The sequence below is a fragment of the Parerythrobacter aurantius genome, assembly GCF_045291475.1.
GTDB classification, from domain to species: Bacteria; Pseudomonadota; Alphaproteobacteria; order Sphingomonadales; family Sphingomonadaceae; genus Parerythrobacter; species Parerythrobacter aurantius.
Genome location: NZ_CP147985.1, coordinates 484,410 through 502,124, shown reverse-complemented (window position 1 = coordinate 502,124; position 17,715 = coordinate 484,410). Strand labels below are relative to the sequence as shown.

At 67.0% G+C, this 17,715-nt stretch carries 15 protein-coding genes; 4 read left to right on the top strand and 11 right to left on the bottom strand.

The window, feature by feature from the left end; genetic code table 11:
- Window positions 1–6: 6 nt before the first annotated feature.
- The 7 genes from WAB17_RS02515 to rimO form a co-directional block, all read right to left on the bottom strand.
- Complete coding sequence (locus WAB17_RS02515; RefSeq protein ID WP_435418465.1) at window positions 7–2,769, bottom strand: phosphoenolpyruvate carboxylase; 2,763 nt, start codon at window positions 2,767–2,769, stop codon at window positions 7–9.
- Window positions 2,766–3,380: a bifunctional 4-hydroxy-2-oxoglutarate aldolase/2-dehydro-3-deoxy-phosphogluconate aldolase gene (gene eda, locus WAB17_RS02510; protein ID WP_435418464.1), complete on the bottom strand. Its 615-nt coding sequence runs from the start codon at window positions 3,378–3,380 to the stop codon at window positions 2,766–2,768. Before eda ends, WAB17_RS02515 begins: the two co-directional genes overlap by 4 nt.
- The gene (gene glk, locus WAB17_RS02505) at window positions 3,377–4,363 is read right to left on the bottom strand and encodes a glucokinase (RefSeq protein WP_435418463.1); all 987 of its coding nucleotides are present in this window, start codon (window positions 4,361–4,363) and stop codon (window positions 3,377–3,379) included. Before glk ends, eda begins: the two co-directional genes overlap by 4 nt.
- Window positions 4,360–6,168 carry a phosphogluconate dehydratase gene (gene edd / locus WAB17_RS02500; protein ID WP_435418462.1) on the bottom strand — a complete coding sequence of 603 codons (1,809 nt, stop codon included), beginning with the start codon at window positions 6,166–6,168 and terminating at the stop codon, window positions 4,360–4,362. Before edd ends, glk begins: the two co-directional genes overlap by 4 nt.
- The gene (zwf, locus tag WAB17_RS02495) at window positions 6,158–7,612 is read right to left on the bottom strand and encodes a glucose-6-phosphate dehydrogenase (RefSeq protein ID WP_435418461.1); all 1,455 of its coding nucleotides are present in this window, start codon (window positions 7,610–7,612) and stop codon (window positions 6,158–6,160) included. The genes edd and zwf overlap by 11 nt, the downstream gene beginning before the upstream one ends.
- An 85-nt stretch (window positions 7,613–7,697) precedes the next feature.
- Window positions 7,698–8,486, bottom strand: coding sequence for a transglutaminase-like domain-containing protein (locus tag WAB17_RS02490; protein WP_435418460.1), 789 nt, complete (start codon window positions 8,484–8,486; stop codon window positions 7,698–7,700).
- Between the two features lie 62 nt (window positions 8,487–8,548).
- Window positions 8,549–9,922, bottom strand: a complete 1,374-nt coding sequence (gene rimO / locus WAB17_RS02485) for a 30S ribosomal protein S12 methylthiotransferase RimO (protein WP_435418459.1) — start codon at window positions 9,920–9,922, stop codon at window positions 8,549–8,551.
- A gap of 65 nt (window positions 9,923–9,987) precedes the next feature.
- Between rimO and WAB17_RS02480 the strand changes: the two genes are divergently transcribed.
- Window positions 9,988–10,386 (top strand): DUF1761 domain-containing protein, encoded by a 399-nt coding sequence (locus WAB17_RS02480; RefSeq protein WP_435418458.1) that lies wholly within the window; start codon window positions 9,988–9,990, stop codon window positions 10,384–10,386.
- Between the two features lie 21 nt (window positions 10,387–10,407).
- Here the strand turns inward: WAB17_RS02480 and WAB17_RS02475 are convergent, their stop codons facing one another.
- The 4 genes from WAB17_RS02475 to serS are packed head-to-tail and all read right to left on the bottom strand — an operon-like array spanning window position 10,408 to window position 14,302.
- Window positions 10,408–11,475, bottom strand: coding sequence for a potassium channel family protein (locus WAB17_RS02475; protein ID WP_435418457.1), 1,068 nt, complete (start codon window positions 11,473–11,475; stop codon window positions 10,408–10,410).
- Window positions 11,476–11,496: 21 nt separating this feature from the next.
- Window positions 11,497–12,264: a peptidoglycan DD-metalloendopeptidase family protein gene (locus WAB17_RS02470; RefSeq protein WP_435418456.1), complete on the bottom strand. Its 768-nt coding sequence runs from the start codon at window positions 12,262–12,264 to the stop codon at window positions 11,497–11,499.
- Window positions 12,264–13,022, bottom strand: a complete 759-nt coding sequence (gene surE / locus WAB17_RS02465; RefSeq protein ID WP_435419319.1) for a 5'/3'-nucleotidase SurE — start codon at window positions 13,020–13,022, stop codon at window positions 12,264–12,266. Before surE ends, WAB17_RS02470 begins: the two co-directional genes overlap by 1 nt.
- Window positions 13,022–14,302 (bottom strand): serine--tRNA ligase, encoded by a 1,281-nt coding sequence (gene serS / locus WAB17_RS02460; RefSeq protein WP_435418455.1) that lies wholly within the window; start codon window positions 14,300–14,302, stop codon window positions 13,022–13,024. The genes surE and serS overlap by 1 nt, the downstream gene beginning before the upstream one ends.
- A gap of 145 nt (window positions 14,303–14,447) precedes the next feature.
- On the opposite strand from serS, the gene WAB17_RS02455 reads away from it, so the two are divergent.
- From WAB17_RS02455 to WAB17_RS02445, 3 genes are read left to right on the top strand one after another with little or no spacing between them, the layout of a single operon-like run.
- Window positions 14,448–15,749, top strand: a complete 1,302-nt coding sequence (locus WAB17_RS02455; RefSeq protein WP_435418454.1) for a sulfotransferase family protein — start codon at window positions 14,448–14,450, stop codon at window positions 15,747–15,749.
- Window positions 15,718–16,002, top strand: coding sequence for a hypothetical protein (locus WAB17_RS02450; protein ID WP_435418453.1), 285 nt, complete (start codon window positions 15,718–15,720; stop codon window positions 16,000–16,002). Before WAB17_RS02455 ends, WAB17_RS02450 begins: the two co-directional genes overlap by 32 nt.
- A 10-nt stretch (window positions 16,003–16,012) precedes the next feature.
- Window positions 16,013–17,656, top strand: coding sequence for an acyl-CoA dehydrogenase family protein (locus tag WAB17_RS02445; RefSeq protein WP_435418452.1), 1,644 nt, complete (start codon window positions 16,013–16,015; stop codon window positions 17,654–17,656).
- Window positions 17,657–17,715 lie beyond the last annotated feature (59 nt).

Genomic DNA, 17,715 nt, shown 5'->3' with positions numbered 1-17,715 from the left:
TTAACGCTAGCCGTGGGCGCCGAAATGATTGGCGATGGCGGTGGTGATCCGCAGCGACAGCGAATGCGCCCGTTCTATCGGGTCGATGAAATTGCGCCCGATCGCGGCATAGCCCTCACCCTCGTCGTCGGGCCAGTCGCTGGCTTCGTCGAGCGCGAAATCGTCCAGCTTGGGGAAGCTGGTGGGGAAGGCGCGGCGCATTTGCGCCAGCGCATCATCGACCCGCAGGGTGAAGACCATCTCCAGCACGTCGTCGCGGCTGATGTCGTTGGCCCTGCTGAAGCTGGGGATCGAGACCGCGCGCAGGAACATGTGCTGGAACAGCGCCAGCCGCAACGCCTGCAGCACGCCGATGGTGCGGCGCGTGGCTTCGCGCTCGGGCATCGGGTCCTCGGGCGGCAGCAGGTCGAGCAGGCGGTGGAACTTGAGCGCATCGACGCGCAGGCGGCTCACCAGCCGGCGGAACACGCCGTTGCGATCGTCCTTGGTCAGGTAATCGGCCAGCGCCTGGCAGGCATCGGACAGCCCTTCCTCGGTCCCGCGATAGGTCCGGCTGGCCCAATAGGCGCTGTTGAACAGCTCGCCATAGGCGGCGACCGTCTTGATGCTGGCGAGCGCATTGGCATTGCGCACCAGCCGCATCAATTGCCGCCCGCGCGGGCTTGATTGAATCAATTGTGCGAGCTCTTCCTCATTCCCTTGGGCCGCCGCGCCGATCCCGGCGATGACGTTCACGGGATAGCCCAATTGCTGCAGGATGGCATTGTGCGGGATGGCGCGGATCTGCCGCAGGTTCATGCTGCGGTCGGCGGAAATATCGCTCTGGCGGCGGCTGACGCGACTGCCGGTCGAATTGAGCATGCCGAGGCCGAAGGCGGTAATCGCCCGCGAATAGGTCGCGCTTTCGAGATGGTCGCGCTGCTCGGCCCGTATGGCGCGATAGAAATCGAGGCTGAGGTCGGTGCGGGTGTAGAAGGGGTCTGGCTCGGTGGGGGCGTGCTCGGTCCATTCGTAGTCGGCGATCTGTTCCAGCGTGGCAAGCGCCAGCGCCGGGGTCTCGAAGAACTGATAGCCGTCGCCGCCCTGGAAACTGGCTTCGGGCTCCAGCCGGATATTGCCGCGCGCGAAGCGGGCCCGCGCCCAGGGCGAGAGCGGCCATTCGAGCCGGTCGCGGAAACTCGCCGGATGCGCCCCGCGGCCCATGCTCTCGCCGTGGGTGTTGAACACCAGCGCGGCGACATCGCTCATCGCGTTGGCACGCATGGCATCGGCCATCCGCCCCTGCAGCCGCTCGATGGCGAGGCTGGCAGGAAGCTGGCCGACGAAGCGCCCGGCATCGCTGAAGCCCGTCTGGATACACACCCGCCCGCGCGTGCGGGCATAGGCGCGGTACTCGTCCTCCTGCAAAAGCGCGTCGAGGAACCGCCCGCCGTGTTCAAGCGCTGCCTCGGTCTCGAAGAGCGGCGAGACATCGACCTTGTCGGCGATCCCGAACAGCTTGGCGAAATAGAGCGCCGCCATGACGGTCGAAGGCTGTTCGCATTCCGCCACCAGCATGCGGATCGGCGCGTCGGCATCGATGTGGTGGAGGATCTGCGCCATGGCGAGGAACTGGCGGATCGCGGTCGAGGCCTCGATCGCGAGCGCGCCGAAATTGGCGCGTTTCGGCTGCACCTCGCGCACCATCTTGCGCAGCACCGCCAGCGCACCGCGGCTGCCGATGTCGAGCGTATCGCCGCCTTCGATACGGCGGCGGATGGCGTTGTGCAGCTGCTTGGCGTTCACCCGGAAATGGATCCACCCCATGCCGAGGCCGTCGGCGCGCATGGCGGCGGCCAGCACCTTCAGCTTGATCGCGCGGGCCTCGGGTGCCGTCAGTGCTTCATCCTCCAGCGCTCCGATCAGCGGGGCGAGGGTCAGCAGCTTGTGCTCGTGGTCAGCCGTCAAGCGGTTGGCGGCATCCGACAGGTCGACCGGCTCGGACAGGTCCTGCGCGAAATCCTCCGCCCGCGCTTCGGCATAGGCGAGGGCGGGGTTTAGCGTGGCCAGCAGCCTGTGCCCGCTGTCGATGCCTTCGAGCCGTGCGACGTAGCGGCGCAGGCGCTGGGCCTTCTCGGCGAGGCGGAAGCCGATCGAATCGTACCACTTGATATCGGTCCGCCCGTCCATGTCGTAGCCGACCCAGGTAGCGAAACGGAACGGCAGGGGCCTCAGGTCGCGCCAGCGATCGGGCCACTGGACTGCGGCTCGAGACAGCAGCCGCGCGACGATGTCGTTGCGCGCATCCTGCGCATGGCCGATGGCTCGCATCGCCCGAGCGTGTTCATAGGCGAGGGTGACGGCTGGCCGGTCCTCGGTCAGCGTGCAGGCGGTGTCGGCAACGCTGCCGTCGCCCTCGATCGCCCCGGCCAGCGATTGCGCCTGCTCGGGCGTCAGCAGGAACGTCGGGTGCGCGGTGAAGACAGCGTGGAGGCGCGGCTGCTCCCAATGTTCGCGAAAGGCACCGAAGTCCTTGAACGCCGGGCCGAGCCGGGCCTCGCCGGTGCGGGGCAGGTCGAGCAGGCGGCGGGTGCGCGCGGCGCGGTCTTGCAGGGCTAGCGTCTCCAGCTCGCAGATCATGCCCTCGACCTGGTCGAGGTTCAGCTCGCCCGACTCCAGCTCGCGCGACAGGTCGAGCGAGAGCTGGAAGACGGGATTGAACAGCGGGGTTTCCGCCGTGCGGGCATGAAGGTGCTGGAGCCGGTCGCGAAGATCGGCGACCGACTTCATGCCGCCAGCGCCATGGCCGCCCGGGCCGAAGCCTCGATGGCTGTGAAGTCGGTGGGCTCTCGCGGCGCGACCCAGCTGCCGCCGACGCACAACACGGGATCGAAGGCGAGCCATTCGGGCGCGGTCGCTTCGCTGATCCCGCCGGTCGGGCAGAACAGGCACTGGCCGAACGGGGCGGCTAGCGCCTTCAGCGCCGGAAGCCCGCCCGCCGCCATGGCCGGGAAGAACTTGAAGTGCGTGAGGCCGAAGTCGAGGCCGCGCATGATGTCGCCCGCATTGGCGGTGCCGGGCAGGAAGGGCACGCCTGCCGCAATCGCCGCCCTGCCGAGCGGTTCGGTGAGGCCTGGCGAGACGATGAATTCGCTGCCCGCCGCGAGCGCGGCATCGAGTTCGGCCGCATTGGTCACTGTGCCCGCCCCGACGATGGCCCCCTCGACCTGCTTCATCGCGGCGATCGCCTCGAGCGCGGCGGGGGTGCGCAAGGTGACTTCGAGCACGCGCAGCCCGCCCGCCACCAGCGCCTGGGCCAGCGGCACGGCGTCGGCAACGTCGTCGATCACGATCACGGGAATGACCGGCGCGGTGCGCATGATGGCTTCGATAGGTTTCATGCGGCGGGTTTCCCGTGTTCGGAGGCATAGGCGGCAGCGGCGCCGAACAGGCCGGGCTGCGGATGGACGATCAGCTTGACCGGGATCGAGGCCATCAATTCCTGGAACCGCCCCTTGGCCTTGAAGCGTTCGGCAAAGCCCGATGTGAGCAGTGTGTCGCGGATGCGGTAGCCGAGGCCGCCGGCAATCACGACGCCGCCGAAGCCGCCCTGTGCGAGCGCGATATCGCCGGCCACGCTGCCCAGGGACATGCAGAACCGGTCGACCGCCGCTGCGGCGAGGCTGTCGCTGCCGTCCTGCCCGCGGGTCCAGATGGCGATGTCGTCTTCTTCGGCAACGGGGCGGCCCTCCATCGCGGCGAGCGCCTGGTAGATGTCGGAAATAGCCGGCCCTGCCACCACGCGCTCGACCGAGACGCGGGTATGCCGCTTGCGCAGGCGGGCGAGGATCGCATCGTCGATCTGGTCGAGCGGGGCGAAGTCGATATGGCCGCCCTCGGTGGCGGAAACACGGTAGCGACCGTCGGGTTCGCGGTAGAGATGCGCCACGCCGAGGCCGGTACCCGGGCCGAGAACGCTCAGCCGGCCGGTCGGCGCCAGCGGCTTGTCGGGGCCGGTCAGGTGGATGAACTGGTCCTCGCTCGCCCGCGCCACGGCATGGGCGACCGCCTCGAAATCGTTGACGATGGTGTAACGGTCGACGTCGAGCTTTTCCCGCACCAGCGCCGGGCGGATGATCCACGGATTGTTGGTGAAGCGGATCACGTCGCCGCCCACCGGCCCGGCAATCGCCATACTGACGGCACGGGGCAGGGAACCGCCCTGCCGCTCGCGGAAATCCTCCCACGCGGTCTGGAAGCTGGCGTGATCGACCGTGTGGAGCGTCTCCGGCTCGCCCAGCGTGATCGCGCCGTCATCGGCGATGCGGGCGATGGCGAAGCGAGCGTGGGTTCCGCCGATATCGACTGCGACGACTTCCATCATAGCCCTGCTGCCGCGAGCATCGGGCTCGCGCCTTTCTCTGCACTGTCGGCGTGTAGGCGGAACATGGAGAACATCTCGCGACCCACGCCCCACGCGGCCTGCGGATCGGGTGCGGCTTCGCGGGAAGCGAGATCGGCGGTGGTCGAAAGCTCACCGGTGGTGGCACAAAGCCGGACCATGTCGCCATCGCGCACCTTTGCCAGCGGGCCGCCGCCGAGCGCCTCGGGCGTGACATGGATCGCCGCGGGCACCTTGCCGCTGGCGCCGGACATGCGCCCGTCGGTGACGAGCGCGACGCGGTAGCCGCGATCCTGCAGAACGCCCAAGGGCGGGGTCAGTTTGTGGAGTTCCGGCATGCCGTTGGCACGCGGGCCCTGGAAGCGCACCACGACCACGACATCGCGGTCGAGTTCGCCTTGCTTGAACGCGTCGATGACATCGGTCTGGTCCTCGAACACGCGGCAAGGGGCCTCGATGGTCCAGCGGGCTTCCTCCACCGCGCTGGTCTTGAAGCAGCCGCGGCCCAAATTTCCCTGGACGAGCCGCATCCCGCCGTCAGGACTGAACGGATCGGACGGCGGACGCAGCATGGTTTCGTCGCCGCTCGCGCCGATGGCACGCCACACCAGCGTCTCCTCGTCCAGCCCCGGCTCCAGCGCATAGGCCGACAGATCGCCATCCCAGACCGTCGCGATGTCGCGGTGGGCGAGGCCGGCTTCGAGCAATTCGCCGATGACGTAGCCCATGCCGCCCGCATCGTGGAAATGGTTCACGTCGCCCGCGCCGTTAGGATAGACCCGCGCGATCAGCGGCACGGCGTGCGAAAGCTCGGAAAGATCGGTCCAGTCGAACACGATACCCGCCGCGCGCGCCATCGCCGGGATATGGATCGCATGGTTGGTCGAACCGCCTGTGGCGAGCAGGCCGATGGCGGCGTTGACGATCGCCTTCTCGTCGACGCAGCGGGCAAGGCTGCGATCCCTCGACCCGGTCAGAGCGGCTAACCGGTGCACCGCCGCCCGGTCGAGCGCCTGCCGCAGCTTCGTGCCCGGCTGCACGAACGCCGCGCCCGGGATATGCAGACCCATCATCTCCATCATCATCTGGTTGGAGTTGGCGGTGCCGTAGAAAGTGCAGGTGCCCGGCGAATGATAGCTGCCCATCTCGCTCGCCAGCAGTTCGGCGCGCCCGACCTTGCCCTCGGCATAGAGCTGGCGGATGCGCTGCTTTTCCTTGTTGGCGACCCCGCTCGGCATCGGGCCGCTGGGCACGAAGATCGTCGGCAGGTGGCCGAACCGCAACGCGCCCATCAGCAGGCCGGGCACGATCTTGTCGCAGATGCCGAGGGCGGCGACACCGTCGTACATCGCATGGCTCAGCGCGACGCCGGTCGCCATGGCGATGGCATCGCGGCTGAACAGCGAGAGCTCCATCCCGTCCTCGCCCTGCGTCACCCCGTCGCACATCGCCGGGGTGCCGCCCGCGACCTGCGCCGTGGCCCCGGCTTCGCGGGCGTAGATCTTCATCCGTTCCGGGTACCGGCCGTAGGGCTGGTGGGCCGAAAGCATGTCGTTGTAGGCGGTGACGATGCCGATATTGGGGGCGCTGCCCGCTTTCATCGTCGCCTGGTCCTCCAGCGCCCCGGCATAGGCATGGGCGAGGTTGGAACAGCTGACCTGGCTGCGATCGGGCGCGCGGTCGGCCTCGCGGTCCATCAGGGCGAGATAGGCGTCGCGGGTCGGCTTCGAGCGTTCGATCACGCGCCGGGTGATGCGGTGGATGGTGTCGTTGAGGTTACTCGTCATGCCAGCTCACCCCGTCGCGTTCGGCAAGCGCGATGGCCGCGCTTGGGCCCCAAGTGCCTGCATTGTAGGGCTTGGGCGTGATCGCATTGGCATCCCAGATAGCGCGGATGGCATCGACCCAGTCCCACTGGGCCTCGACCTCGTCGCGCCGCACGAACAGCGTCTGGTCGCCTTCGATCAGGTCCAGCAGCAACCGTTCATAGGCGATGCGGCGGGTCGTGCCGCTGAAGGCATCGGGCATGGCGATGTCGAGCGGGACCTGCCGCAGGCGGATGCCCTCGCGGTCGAGGCCCGGCACTTTCGCCATGACATGCAATGTGACGTTCTCGTCGGGCTGGATGCCGATGACGAGGCGGTTGGGTTTGGTCGTTGCCCCCTTCGAACCAAAGATCGAATGCGGGATGCAGCGGAACTGGATGACGATCTCGGTAACCCGTTCGGGCAGCCGCTTGCCGGTGCGCAGGTAGAAGGGCACGCCCTTCCAGCGCCAGTTGTCGACATGGGCCTTGATCGCGACGAAGGTTTCGGTGCCCGAGCCCTTGCCCAGTTCCTCGTCGTAGCCGGGCACAGCATTGCCGCCCACGGCGCCGCTGCGATACTGGCCGGTCACGGTCTCGCCGCCTTCGACCTTGCGCAGCGCGCGCAGCACCTTGACCTTCTCGTCGCGGATCGCGGTAGCGTCGAAATCGGTCGGCGGCTCCATCGCCACCAGTGCCAGCAATTGCAGCATGTGGTTCTGGACCATGTCGCGAAGCGCGCCGGCATCGTCGTAGAACGCCACCCGCCCTTCCAGCCCGACGGTTTCGGCGACGGTGATCTGGACATGCTCGATGTAGTTCGAATTCCAAATCGGTTCGAACAGGATATTGGCGAACCGCAGCGCCATCAGGTTCTGGACGGTTTCCTTGCCCAGGTAATGGTCGATGCGGAAGGTTCGGTCCTCGCTGAAGGCGGCGGCGACGGCGTCGTTGATCTCGCAGCTGGTCTCGAGCGAGGTGCCGAGCGGCTTTTCGAGCCCGATGCGCACGTCCCGCCCGGCGAGGCCCGCGTGCTGCAGCCCGGCGATTGTCGGCTCGAACAGGCTCGGCGCGGTGGACAGGAAGATTGCGAGCCCGCCGTCCTCGCCGCTGCTTCCCTTCCCGACCTTGGCGGCCAGCGCCTCGTATCCGGCGAGGGCGGTGGCATCGAGCGGCTGGTAGCTGAGCCGAGCCAGGAACCCGTCGAGGTCGGCGCGCCGCTCGGCCGGCATGAATTTCTCCAGCGCCTCGCGGGCGAAGGTGCGGAAGCCCTCGTCGTCCATTTCGGACCGCGCGGTGCCGATGATGCGCAGGTCGTCGCGGATAAGGTGATCGGCATGCAGTGCCGCGAGCGAGGGCAGCAGCATTCGCTGCGACAGGTCGCCCGTGGCCCCGAACAACAGCAGCCGGTCGGCAGTGAAACTCATGCGGTGGCGCCTCTCCAGTCGATACCGCGGGCACGCTACCAGTGCGGCGCGCCCCATGCCAGAGCCGCGCATAGCTATTCAGGCATCAGCTTCGTTCGACCGTCACCTCGTGCCCGTCGAACTGGACGAAGCCGAAACTGGTGAGGAAGCTGACATCCGCCGCATCCCGTCCGACGCCGATCAGCGCCGTCGCCATGGGGTCGGCCATTCCCGTGGCATCGACCGGAACCCAGCGCCCGCCTTCTCCGCCGTCGAGGAAAACCTCGGCAATGGCGTGGAAATCCTGCGGCGTGACATCGGGGGCGTAGCAGCTGGCATAGCGTGCCGGGATGCCGGCGGCGCGGGCAAATGCGACCAGCACATGGGCATAGTCGCGGCATACCCCGCGCCGCTCGACGAAACTGTCGCGCGCAGTGGTATGCGCCCCGCTGACACCGGGGACATAGCTGAAGTGTTCCGCCACCCAGTCACGCATCGCACCGATGCGCCCCCCGCCGACGAGGCCGGGAAACTCGCTATCGACGAAGGGCTGGAAGCTTTCCGCGGCGCAATAGCGGCTGTCGAACAGGTACTGCGTGACTTCGCCCGGCAGGTCCGGCTTTTCGAGCTGGCGCAGGGTATCGAAATCGACCGCTTTCCGGGTTACCTCGACCTCCGCCTCGTAGGTGATGGTGACATCGCCTTCGGGGCTGATCCAGAACCGTTCGCCCACCCCGTCCTGCGCGGCAACGCGCGTGATCGGGACGGCCGCGGGAAGCGTAGTGACGCCGGAGAGGATGCGCTGCTCTGCCGTGATGGCCGCCTCGCACTGGAGCAGGCAGTCGACCCTGTGGGGGGCGTTGAAACGCAGCGTGGCGGTGATGGACAGGGTCATGCCGGACTAACGACGCAAGCCCGCCGACGTTTCGTCACAAACGCGATGGTGTCGCAGCGACCTCACCGAATTACGCCGAACAGGTCGTGCGCGTCCGCGTCCTCGATTTCGACCTCGACGATGTCGCCCGCGCCGAGCGTGGCCGGCACATTGCGCAGGTAGACCGCTCCGTCGATCTCGGGCGCGTCGGCCTGGCTGCGACCGGTCGCGCCGATGTCGCCGTCCTCGTCCGGCTCGCCGACCTCGTCGATGATGACCGGGATCGCCTTGCCGACCTTGGCCGCGAGCTTGGCGGCGCTGATGCGCTCGGTCACTTCCATGACCCGGGCGTAGCGTTCTTCCTTGACGGCCTCGGGCACTGGATCGGGCAGGGTGTTTGCCTGCGCGCCTTCGACCGGTTCGAAGCGGAACGCGCCGACGCGGTCGAGCTGTGCCTCCTCCAGCCAGTCGAGCAGGTAGCGGAAATCGTCCTCGGTCTCGCCCGGGAAGCCGACGACGAAGCTGCTGCGAATGGCGATGTCGGGGCAGATCTCGCGCCAGCTCTTCAGCCGTTCGAGCACCCTGGCCTCGTTCGCCGGGCGCTTCATGGCACGCAGGACGCTGGGGCTGGCGTGCTGGAACGGGATGTCGAGATAGGGCGTCAGCAAGCCCTCGGCCATCAGCGGGATGACCGCATCGACATGCGGGTAGGGGTAGACATAGTGCAGGCGGACCCAGGGCTGTTCGCCTTCAGGCGTGCGCAGCTGGCCGAGTTCGCGGGCAAGGTCGGTCATGTGGGCGCGGACTTCGCGGCCCTTCCATGTCCGCGTCTCGTGGCGCGTGTCGACACCATAGGCGCTGGTGTCCTGGCTAATGACTAAGAGTTCCTTCGTCCCCGCCGCAACCAGCTTCTCCGCCTCGCGCAGCACCGCGTCGATCCTGCGGCTGGCCAGCTTCCCGCGTAGCTGCGGGATGATGCAGAAGGCGCAGGAGTGATTGCAGCCCTCGGAAATCTTCAGGTAGCTGTAGTGGCGCGGCGTCAGCTTCACATCCGGTTGCGGGATCAGGTCGATGAACGGACCTTGCGACGGCGGCGCGTGGGTGTGCACTGCCTCGACCACCGCTTCGTACTGGTGCGCCCCGGTGATCGCGAGCACGCTCGGATGCGCGGCGCGGATCGCATCGGCTTCCTCGCCCATGCAGCCGGTCACGATGACGCGGCCGTTCTCGGCAATCGCTTCGCCGATGGCGGCAAGGCTTTCTTCCTTGGCGCTGTCGAGGAAGCCGCAGGTGTTGACCAGCACCACGTCCGCGCCGGCATAATCGGCGGACATGGCGTAACCATCGGCGCGCAGCCGCGTGAGGATGCGCTCGCTATCGACCAGCGCCTTGGGGCAGCCGAGGGAAACCATGCCGACCTTCTTCTGATCGGGGATTGCGGTAGTGGTGATGGACATGTCGGCGCGCCCCCTACACCTGTGCGGCCGTTTGCGCTATCCCCCGCCGCAGGGAGGACGTGACGATGGGTGACATGAACCTGCTGACGATCGTGCTGGCGGCGCTGGCCTTCTTCGTGGTTGGGGCGATCTGGTACGGCGTGCTGTTCGGCAAGGCGTGGCAGCGCGCGGCGGGGCTGAGTGACGAGCAGGTCAAGGGCGGCAACATGGCCCTGATTCTCGGCCTGACCTTGGCGTTCGAATTGCTGATCGCACTGGTCCTCGCCCACCAGTTCGCCATGACGGGGGCAAGCGACCGGGCGATCATGATGATCTCGATCGGCTTCGGGGCCTTCGTGATGACTCCGGCGATCGGGATCAACTACCTCTACCAGCGCAAGAGCGGGACTTTGTTCGCGATCGATGCGGGGCACTTCGTGCTGGGCATGGCTGCCATGGGCGGCGTTTTCGCGCTGATGAACTGACGGCGACCGCGCAGGCGCGGATCAATCGCCATTGTCGGTCGGGATCACCTCGACGATGACATCGCCTTCCTGCAAGGCGGCGCACTCACCCTCCCAGTAGCCGTGCGCCTTGCCGTCGCGATAGATACGCAGGCCGATGCCTCGGCCGCAGCTTTCGGACAACGGTTTGCCCACTTCCTCCGGCCCGACCGCGCGTTCCGTCAATTGCACCCGGCCGCTGACGCTGGCGAGATCGGCCATGTATTCGGCGATATGGGCACCCTTGGCGCTGCCTGCCAGCAGCAGGCCGGTAAAGCGCACCGGATTGATCACGTTGTCGGCACCGGCCTGTCGGGCCAGCAATTCGTTATCGCTCGCGCGGACTACAACGCTGATGGGCACCGAAGGGGCAAGATGACGGACCGTAAGTACGATCAGGATCGACGTGTCGTCGCGCCCGGCGGACACCAGCACTGTCTGCGCCCGGTCAATCCTGACCGCCTGCAGCGTCTCGTCGCGCGTGCCGTCGCCCGCCATGACATTGCAGCCGAGCTTCTCTGCCTCGCGCAGCCGCTCCTCGCCGGGATCGATCACCACGATACAGGCAGGATCGGTACCGCGTTCGACCAGCTCGGCGACTGCTTCGGAACCCGAGACGCCGTAGCCGAGCACAATGATGTGATCGGAAAGCTGCTTCTGGATGCGTGCCATGCGCCATTTCTCCCAGCTGCGCTTGATGACGAAGGTGTAGGCCGTGCCGATGAAGATGAAGAGCACCGCTATCCGCACAGGCGTAACGATGGCCGCTTCGATCAGCCGGGCGCGGTCGCTTATCGGCGCAATGTCGCCGAAACCGGTGGTGGTGACGGAGATCATGGTGAAGTAGACCACGTCGAGGAAGCTGATCTCGCCATCGTGGTGGTCGATGAGGCCCGCCCGGTCCCACCAGTGGATCATCACGACCATGAATATGAGGAAGAACGCGAGCCCCAGCCGGATCGCGATATCACCCCAGACGGGCACGCGCACCGCCCGGCGCAAGGGTTGCAGCCTCGCCGACCGCGAAGTCTTGCCCTTTAATGGCCTTGCTTGTCCGTACTGCCTGCTCATGTCCGCATAGGAGGCCGAAGCCTATTTGCCCCGCGCGGGCAGTTTGCTTGCAGGATCGACATCCTCGCCCTTGTGACGGATTTCGAAATGCAGTTCGGGCCGGGTCGCTGTGCCCGCGTCGCCCGCAATGCCGATCCGTTCCCCGGCCTTGACGACATCGCCTTTCTTGACCGTGATGCGCGACAGGTGGCCGTAGGATGTCTGCCAGCCGTTGCCGTGATCGATGAGCACCTGCCGGCCGAAGCGGGTCTTTTCCTCCGCCGCGAAGATCACCGTCCCGCTGGCCGAGGCGCGCACCATATCGCCCACCTTGACGTCGATATCGATGCCGTCGTGCCCCTTGCCGAAGCCCGCGAGCACCTTGCCGTCATGCGGCCAGCGGAAATAGGGCGCCGCCGGGATGGTCCGGCGGGCAGCCTGCCGGGGTGCGATCACGGCTGGAATGATGAGCCGCTGACCTGCCTTGACGCTTCCCTTGGTGTCGAGCCCGTTGGCCACGGCGATATTCTCGAACGGCACGCGGTACCGACGGGCGATGGAAAGCGCGGTCTCCCCATCCTTCACGGTGTGGGTGCGCTGGCGCGGTATCACCAGCACTTCGCCGACACGCACGGAATAGGGCTCCGCGATCCCGTTCGCTGCGGCGATGACAGCGGCCGGCACCCCGGCGCGCTCGGCGATGCCGGAAAGGGTCTCGCCCTCGGCTACCTTGTGTTCTGTCTCGGTCGCGGGATCGGCGGCGGCCAGCAGCAAGGGAGCCGCGAGCAGGAGGAGCGCCGCGCGCCGCATCAGTCGAACCGCTCGCCGATTGCGGAAAGCAGCGAATGCTGGGTCAGGTCGAGCTGCAGGGGCGTCACGGACACAAATCCCTCGTCGATGGCTTCCAGGTCGGTCCCGTGATCGAGCGTGTGCTCGATCGCGTAGAGCCCGAACCAGTAATACGTCAGCCCGCGCGGGTCACGCCCCTCGACCACGCTGCCGCGCGAATAGTCGTGGAAACCCTGTCGTACGGCGCGGATTCCCTTCACCTTTTCGGCTGGCAACGGGGGGAAATTGACATTGATGAAGGTGCGGTCGCCGAATGGCGCATCGAGCAGTTTGCCGACCACCTTGGCGCCGAAGGACCGCGCCGCCGCGAAGGGTTCGTGATCGGTGTCGCGTTCGAGAACCTGGCTGAGCGCGATCGAGCGGATGCCGGCAAGCGCGCCTTCCATGGCCGCCGAGGCGGTGCCGGAATAGGTGATGTCGTCGGCAAGGTTCGCGCCGCGATTGACCCCCGACAGGATCAGGTCGGGCTTTTGGTCCTCCAGCACAGTGCGCAGCGCCAGCATGACGCTGTCGGTCGGGGTGCCGGTGACAGAATAGCGCTTCTCGCCCAGTTGCCGCAGCCGGACGGGGTGATGCAGCGTCAGCGAATGGCCCGCGCCCGACTGCTCCTCCGCCGGGGCGCAAACCCAGACATCGTCGGAAAGGCTGCGGGCGATTTCCTCCAGCACTGCGAAGCCGGGGGCGTGGATGCCGTCGTCATTGGTAAGGAGGATGCGCATCAAGCTGCCGGCTCCAGCCTGGTGAGACCGCCCATGTAGGGCAGCAGCACTTCGGGCACGGTCACGCTGCCGTCTTCCTGCTGGTAGTTTTCCAGCACCGCCACCAGCGTGCGCCCGACTGCGAGGCCCGAGCCGTTAAGGGTGTGGACGAAGGCGGTCTTCTTCTCGCCTTCCGGGCGATAGCGCGCATTCATGCGGCGAGCCTGGAAGTCGCCTGTGTTCGAGCACGAGCTGATCTCGCGATAAGCGCCCTGGCCGGGGAGCCAAACCTCGAGGTCATAGGTCTTGCGCGCACCGAAGCCCATGTCGCCGGTGCACAGCAGCACCTTGCGATAGGGCAGGTCGAGCGCCTGCAGGATGCCTTCCGCACAGCCTGTCATGCGCTCGTGCTCGGCCTCGCTGTCTTCGGGCCGGCAAATGCTGACCAGCTCGACCTTCTCGAACTGGTGCTGGCGGATGAAGCCGCGCGTGTCCTTGCCCGCCGCGCCGGCCTCGCTGCGGAAGCACGGCGTGTGGGCGGTGAGGCGGATCGGCTGCGACAGGTCGGGCAGGATCTGGTCGGCGACCGAGGCGGTCAGGCTGACTTCGCTGGTCGAGATGAGCCAGCGCCCGTCGGTGGTGCGGAAGCTATCCTCGGCAAACTTCGGCAGCTTGTCGGTGCCATACATCGCCGCATCGTTGACCAGCACCGGCGGATTGCATTCGGTGTAGCCGTTCCTGTCCACCTGCGTGTCGAGCATGAACTGCGCGATGGCCCGATGAAGCCGCGCCATCTGGCCCCGCAGGAAGGTGAAACGCGCGCCGCTGAGCGCCGTGCCGGTTTCGAAGTCCATGCCCAGCGCCGGGCCAATATCGGCATGTTCCTGCGGCGTGAAGGCGAAGTCGCGCTGGGTGCCCCAGCGGCTGACCTCGACATTGTCTTCCTCGCCCGCACCCTGCGGCACGTCGTTGGCGGGGAGGTTGGGAATGATCGCTAGCCTGCCTTCCATCTCGGCGTTGAGCGTCCGCTCTTCCTCTTCCATCGCGGGCAGCGTATGCTTCAGCTCAGCGACTTCGGCCTTGAGCGCCTCGGCGCCATCCTTGTCGCCCTTGGCCATCGCCGCGCCGATCAGCTTCGAGGCTTCGTTGCGGCGGGCCAGCGCTTCCTGCACCCGCGTCGCGGCGGCGCGGCGGCGTTCGTCGAGTTCGACGAGCGATGTTGCCACAGGCTCGAGCCCGCGGCGGGCGAGGGCGGCATCGAAAGCTTCGGGATTGTCCCTGATCTGGCGAATATCGTGCATGGCCGCGCCTATGCCTCGCCCCATGCGCGATTGCCAGTGGGCAAATGGCCGGTGACCGGAACCGCGCGCCCCCTTGTGCGCTGAAGGCAAAGGAATAGAAGCATTTGCACACCGGTTGCGGCCACAGGGGACAGGGGCGGCGAACTTGAGAAACACTTCCAGCGCGCCGCCACGCCGCGCACCGTTCATTTCGGTCGCCGACCGCGTGATCCGCGCCGGGCGTGCACTCGGACGGATGCGCCCGGCCCGGCTGGAAAAGGACTACCTGCTCGAACAGGCGGCCGCGCAAATCGGGCTCGATGATTTCGGCGACCCGTGGTTCCACCAGCCGTTCGATGTGCTGCTGGATGCCGTCCGCGACGAGGCGCGCCTCAATGCGGCGGGCGATTTTTCGGCCATGCTCTATTTCGAGCAGGTGCTGATGCACCGCTTGCTGTCCGAATGGTGGATGAGCCGCCATCCCGAAATCCTGGAGCGGGCCGTAAAGCGACCGGTGGTCATCGTCGGCCCGATGCGGTCGGGCACCACGCGCCTGCACCGCCTGCTCGCCGCCGACCGCCGCTTCAGCCACATGCGCAGTTTCGAAACCATCAGCCCGGTCCCGCGGCAGGATTTCGAGGCCGTCATGGCAGGCGAGAAGGACGACTTCCGTCCGGTCCTGGCCAAGCGGATCATGCGCGTCGCCCGGCTCGCCAATCCGCGCACGCTCTCGATCCACCCGACCGGGCCCTTCGAGCCCGAGGAAGAGCTTGGGCTGCTCTGCGCCAGCCTTTACGGCATGAAGCACGAGGCCCAGTGGCACGTGCCGAGCTATGCCGCCTGGTGCGAGGGAACCGATGCCACACCGGCCTATCGCTATCTGGCGGACCAGTTGCGGCTGGTCGGCTGGAGCCAGCAGGCCTCGACCCTGCGGCCGTGGATCCTCAAGACCCCGCAGCACATGCTCGACCTGCCTGCGCTGCTCGAGGTGTTTCCCGATGCGCGGCTGATCTTCACCCACCGCGATCCGCAGCAGGTGGTCGGCAGCGCCGCCTCGCTCGCCTGGAACCAGACGATCATCTACTCCGACCACGCCGATGCGAACGAGATCGGCCGCGAATGGCTGCGCAAGTCGCAGCTCCAGGTCGAACGCATGATGGCCGCGCGCGAGCATATCGCGTCCGAACGCATGATCGACGTGCAGTACGAGGACGTGGAACGAGACTGGCGCGGCACCATGGAGCGGGTCTATCGCTTCCTCGAACTCGATATCGAGCCTGCCCTGCCGGGCATGGCAAGCTATCTCGACCGTGCACGCGCGCTGAAACGTCATCCGCACAACTACAGCCTGGAAATGTTCGGCCTTTCCCCCGCCATGGTGCGCGAGCGAATGCAGGGGTATATCGAGCGCTTCGATGTCCCGATGGAAAATCCCCTTGTCCCGCCCTCGCGGCGACGCGCCGGCTAAGGACTGCCTCGTCCACTTCGTCGGCTTCCGCGACGATCGCTACTGGAACGCGGTTCGCGTGTTCGGCCCGCCCGACATGATCCACGAGGCATGGGATCGCTACGCCGCCGACGACACCGCCCCTTGCGACCTCGTCGTCTTTGCCGAAGGGGAGTGGGACCAGCGACCGCGCAGTTTCAGCGTCGAGGCGGAAATGACCCGGCGCGCGCGACGCCGCGTGAAACAGGTTCAGTTCTGCAAACCGAAAGGCTAGGCCATCGGCCATGAGCGAATGGATCGACACCGCAAAAGGCGCCTGCACGGCGGCGAAGGACTATCGGGAAACGGCGCGGATCGCGGTGGCCGGGGTCGTTGCGCCCGGCGGTATGCCCGATCCCGTATTGCTCGAACGTCACCAGCGGCTGGTGCACGGCTTCGCCTGGATCGGGACGACGGTCGCCGCGCTCGAAGCCTGCGCCGACTGGGCCGCGCGCTCGCACAAGGCCGGTCGCTTCGGCGAAGTGGAGGAACTGGCGCTGCGGGTTGGCTTCGGCGAATATCTGCACCAGCTCGCCAGCGCCGTGCCGATGAGCCAGAACGAATACGTCCGTCCGTCCGAGTTGGGGATTGCCGACGCCGCCGCTCGCTTGCAGGCCGATGCCGCAGCCGGACGGTTGATGGCCCATGGCAACACGGCCGAGACCCGCGCCCGGTTGGCAGGACTGCTGGCAGAGGGCGCGATCCCCGACGAGGCTTTCGGCGACGACACGCTCGACCTGATCCGCGAACAGTTTCGCAGCTTCACCGCCGACCGGATCGCGCCGCACGCGCAAGCGTGGCATCTTGCCGACGCGCTGATCCCGCTCGATGTCGTGGACGAAATGGCGCGGCTCGGCGTCTTCGGGGTCTGTATTGCCGAGGAATTCGGCGGGCTGGGGCTGGGCAAGGCGGCCATGTGTCTCGTTTCCGAAGAGCTTTCGCGCGGCTGGATTTGCGCCGGCTCGCTCGGCACACGGTCCGAGATCGCGGGCGAGCTGATCGGCGAAAACGGGACGGCCGAACAGAAGGCCTATTGGTTGCCGCGCATCGCGGACGGAGCGGTGTTGCCGACCGCAGTCTTCACCGAACCCGATACCGGCTCCGACCTCGCGTCGGTGCGCACCCGTGCCGTGCGCCATTCAGACGGCAGCTGGACGATTACCGGGGCCAAGACCTGGATCACCCACGCCGCCCGCGCCGACCTGATGACGGTGCTGTGCCGCACCGATCCCGCGACGCCCGGCTATGGCGGGCTGTCCATGCTGCTGGCTGAAAAGACCCGCGGCAGCGACGCTGTCCCGTTCCCCGACCCGGGCATCGACGGGAGCGAGATCGAGGTGCTTGGCTATCGCGGGATGAAGGAATATGCGCTCGGTTTCGACGGCTTTGCGGTCGCATCCGATGGCCTTCTCGGCGGCAGCGAGGGGCAGGGCTTCAAGCAGCTGATGCGCACTTTCGAAGGGGCCCGCATCCAGACCGCCGCCCGCGCCATCGGGGTCGGCTGGAACGCCTTCGACCTCGGCCTCGGATATGCCCTCGACCGCAAGCAGTTCGGCAAACCGCTGCTGGCTTTCCCGCGCGTCTCGGACAAGCTGGCCGTGATGGTCGCCGAACTCGTCATGGCGCGCGAGCTGACCTATTCCGCCGCCCGGCACAAGGACAAGGGCGAGCGCTGCGATATCGAGGCGGGCATGGCCAAGCTGCTTGCCGCCCGCGTCGCCTGGGCCAATGCCGACAACGCCCTGCAAATCCACGGCGGCAACGGCTATGCGCTCGAATACCCGATCAGCCGGGTGCTGTGCGACGCGCGCATCCTCAACATCTTCGAAGGCGCGGGCGAAATCCAGGCCCAGGTAATCGGGCGCGGGACGCTGATGGCGCAGGGTTAGTCTGCCGAGGAGGGCACAGACCCTTCGCTTACGCTCGGGAGTTTCAGCGCAAAACCGTC

Coding starts and splice junctions, on each gene's coding strand:
- WAB17_RS02515 (WP_435418465.1), bottom strand. CDS start 2,769: ATGAAGTCGGTCGCCGATCTTCGCGACCGGCTCCAGCACCTTCATGCC.
- eda (WP_435418464.1), bottom strand. CDS start 3,380: ATGAAACCTATCGAAGCCATCATGCGCACCGCGCCGGTCATTCCCGTG.
- glk (WP_435418463.1), bottom strand. CDS start 4,363: ATGATGGAAGTCGTCGCAGTCGATATCGGCGGAACCCACGCTCGCTTC.
- edd (WP_435418462.1), bottom strand. CDS start 6,168: ATGACGAGTAACCTCAACGACACCATCCACCGCATCACCCGGCGCGTG.
- zwf (WP_435418461.1), bottom strand. CDS start 7,612: ATGAGTTTCACTGCCGACCGGCTGCTGTTGTTCGGGGCCACGGGCGAC.
- WAB17_RS02490 (WP_435418460.1), bottom strand. CDS start 8,486: ATGACCCTGTCCATCACCGCCACGCTGCGTTTCAACGCCCCCCACAGG.
- rimO (WP_435418459.1), bottom strand. CDS start 9,922: ATGTCCATCACCACTACCGCAATCCCCGATCAGAAGAAGGTCGGCATG.
- WAB17_RS02480 (WP_435418458.1), top strand. CDS start 9,988: ATGGGTGACATGAACCTGCTGACGATCGTGCTGGCGGCGCTGGCCTTC.
- WAB17_RS02475 (WP_435418457.1), bottom strand. CDS start 11,475: ATGAGCAGGCAGTACGGACAAGCAAGGCCATTAAAGGGCAAGACTTCG.
- WAB17_RS02470 (WP_435418456.1), bottom strand. CDS start 12,264: ATGCGGCGCGCGGCGCTCCTCCTGCTCGCGGCTCCCTTGCTGCTGGCC.
- surE (WP_435419319.1), bottom strand. CDS start 13,022: ATGCGCATCCTCCTTACCAATGACGACGGCATCCACGCCCCCGGCTTC.
- serS (WP_435418455.1), bottom strand. CDS start 14,302: ATGCACGATATTCGCCAGATCAGGGACAATCCCGAAGCTTTCGATGCC.
- WAB17_RS02445 (WP_435418452.1), top strand. CDS start 16,013: ATGAGCGAATGGATCGACACCGCAAAAGGCGCCTGCACGGCGGCGAAG.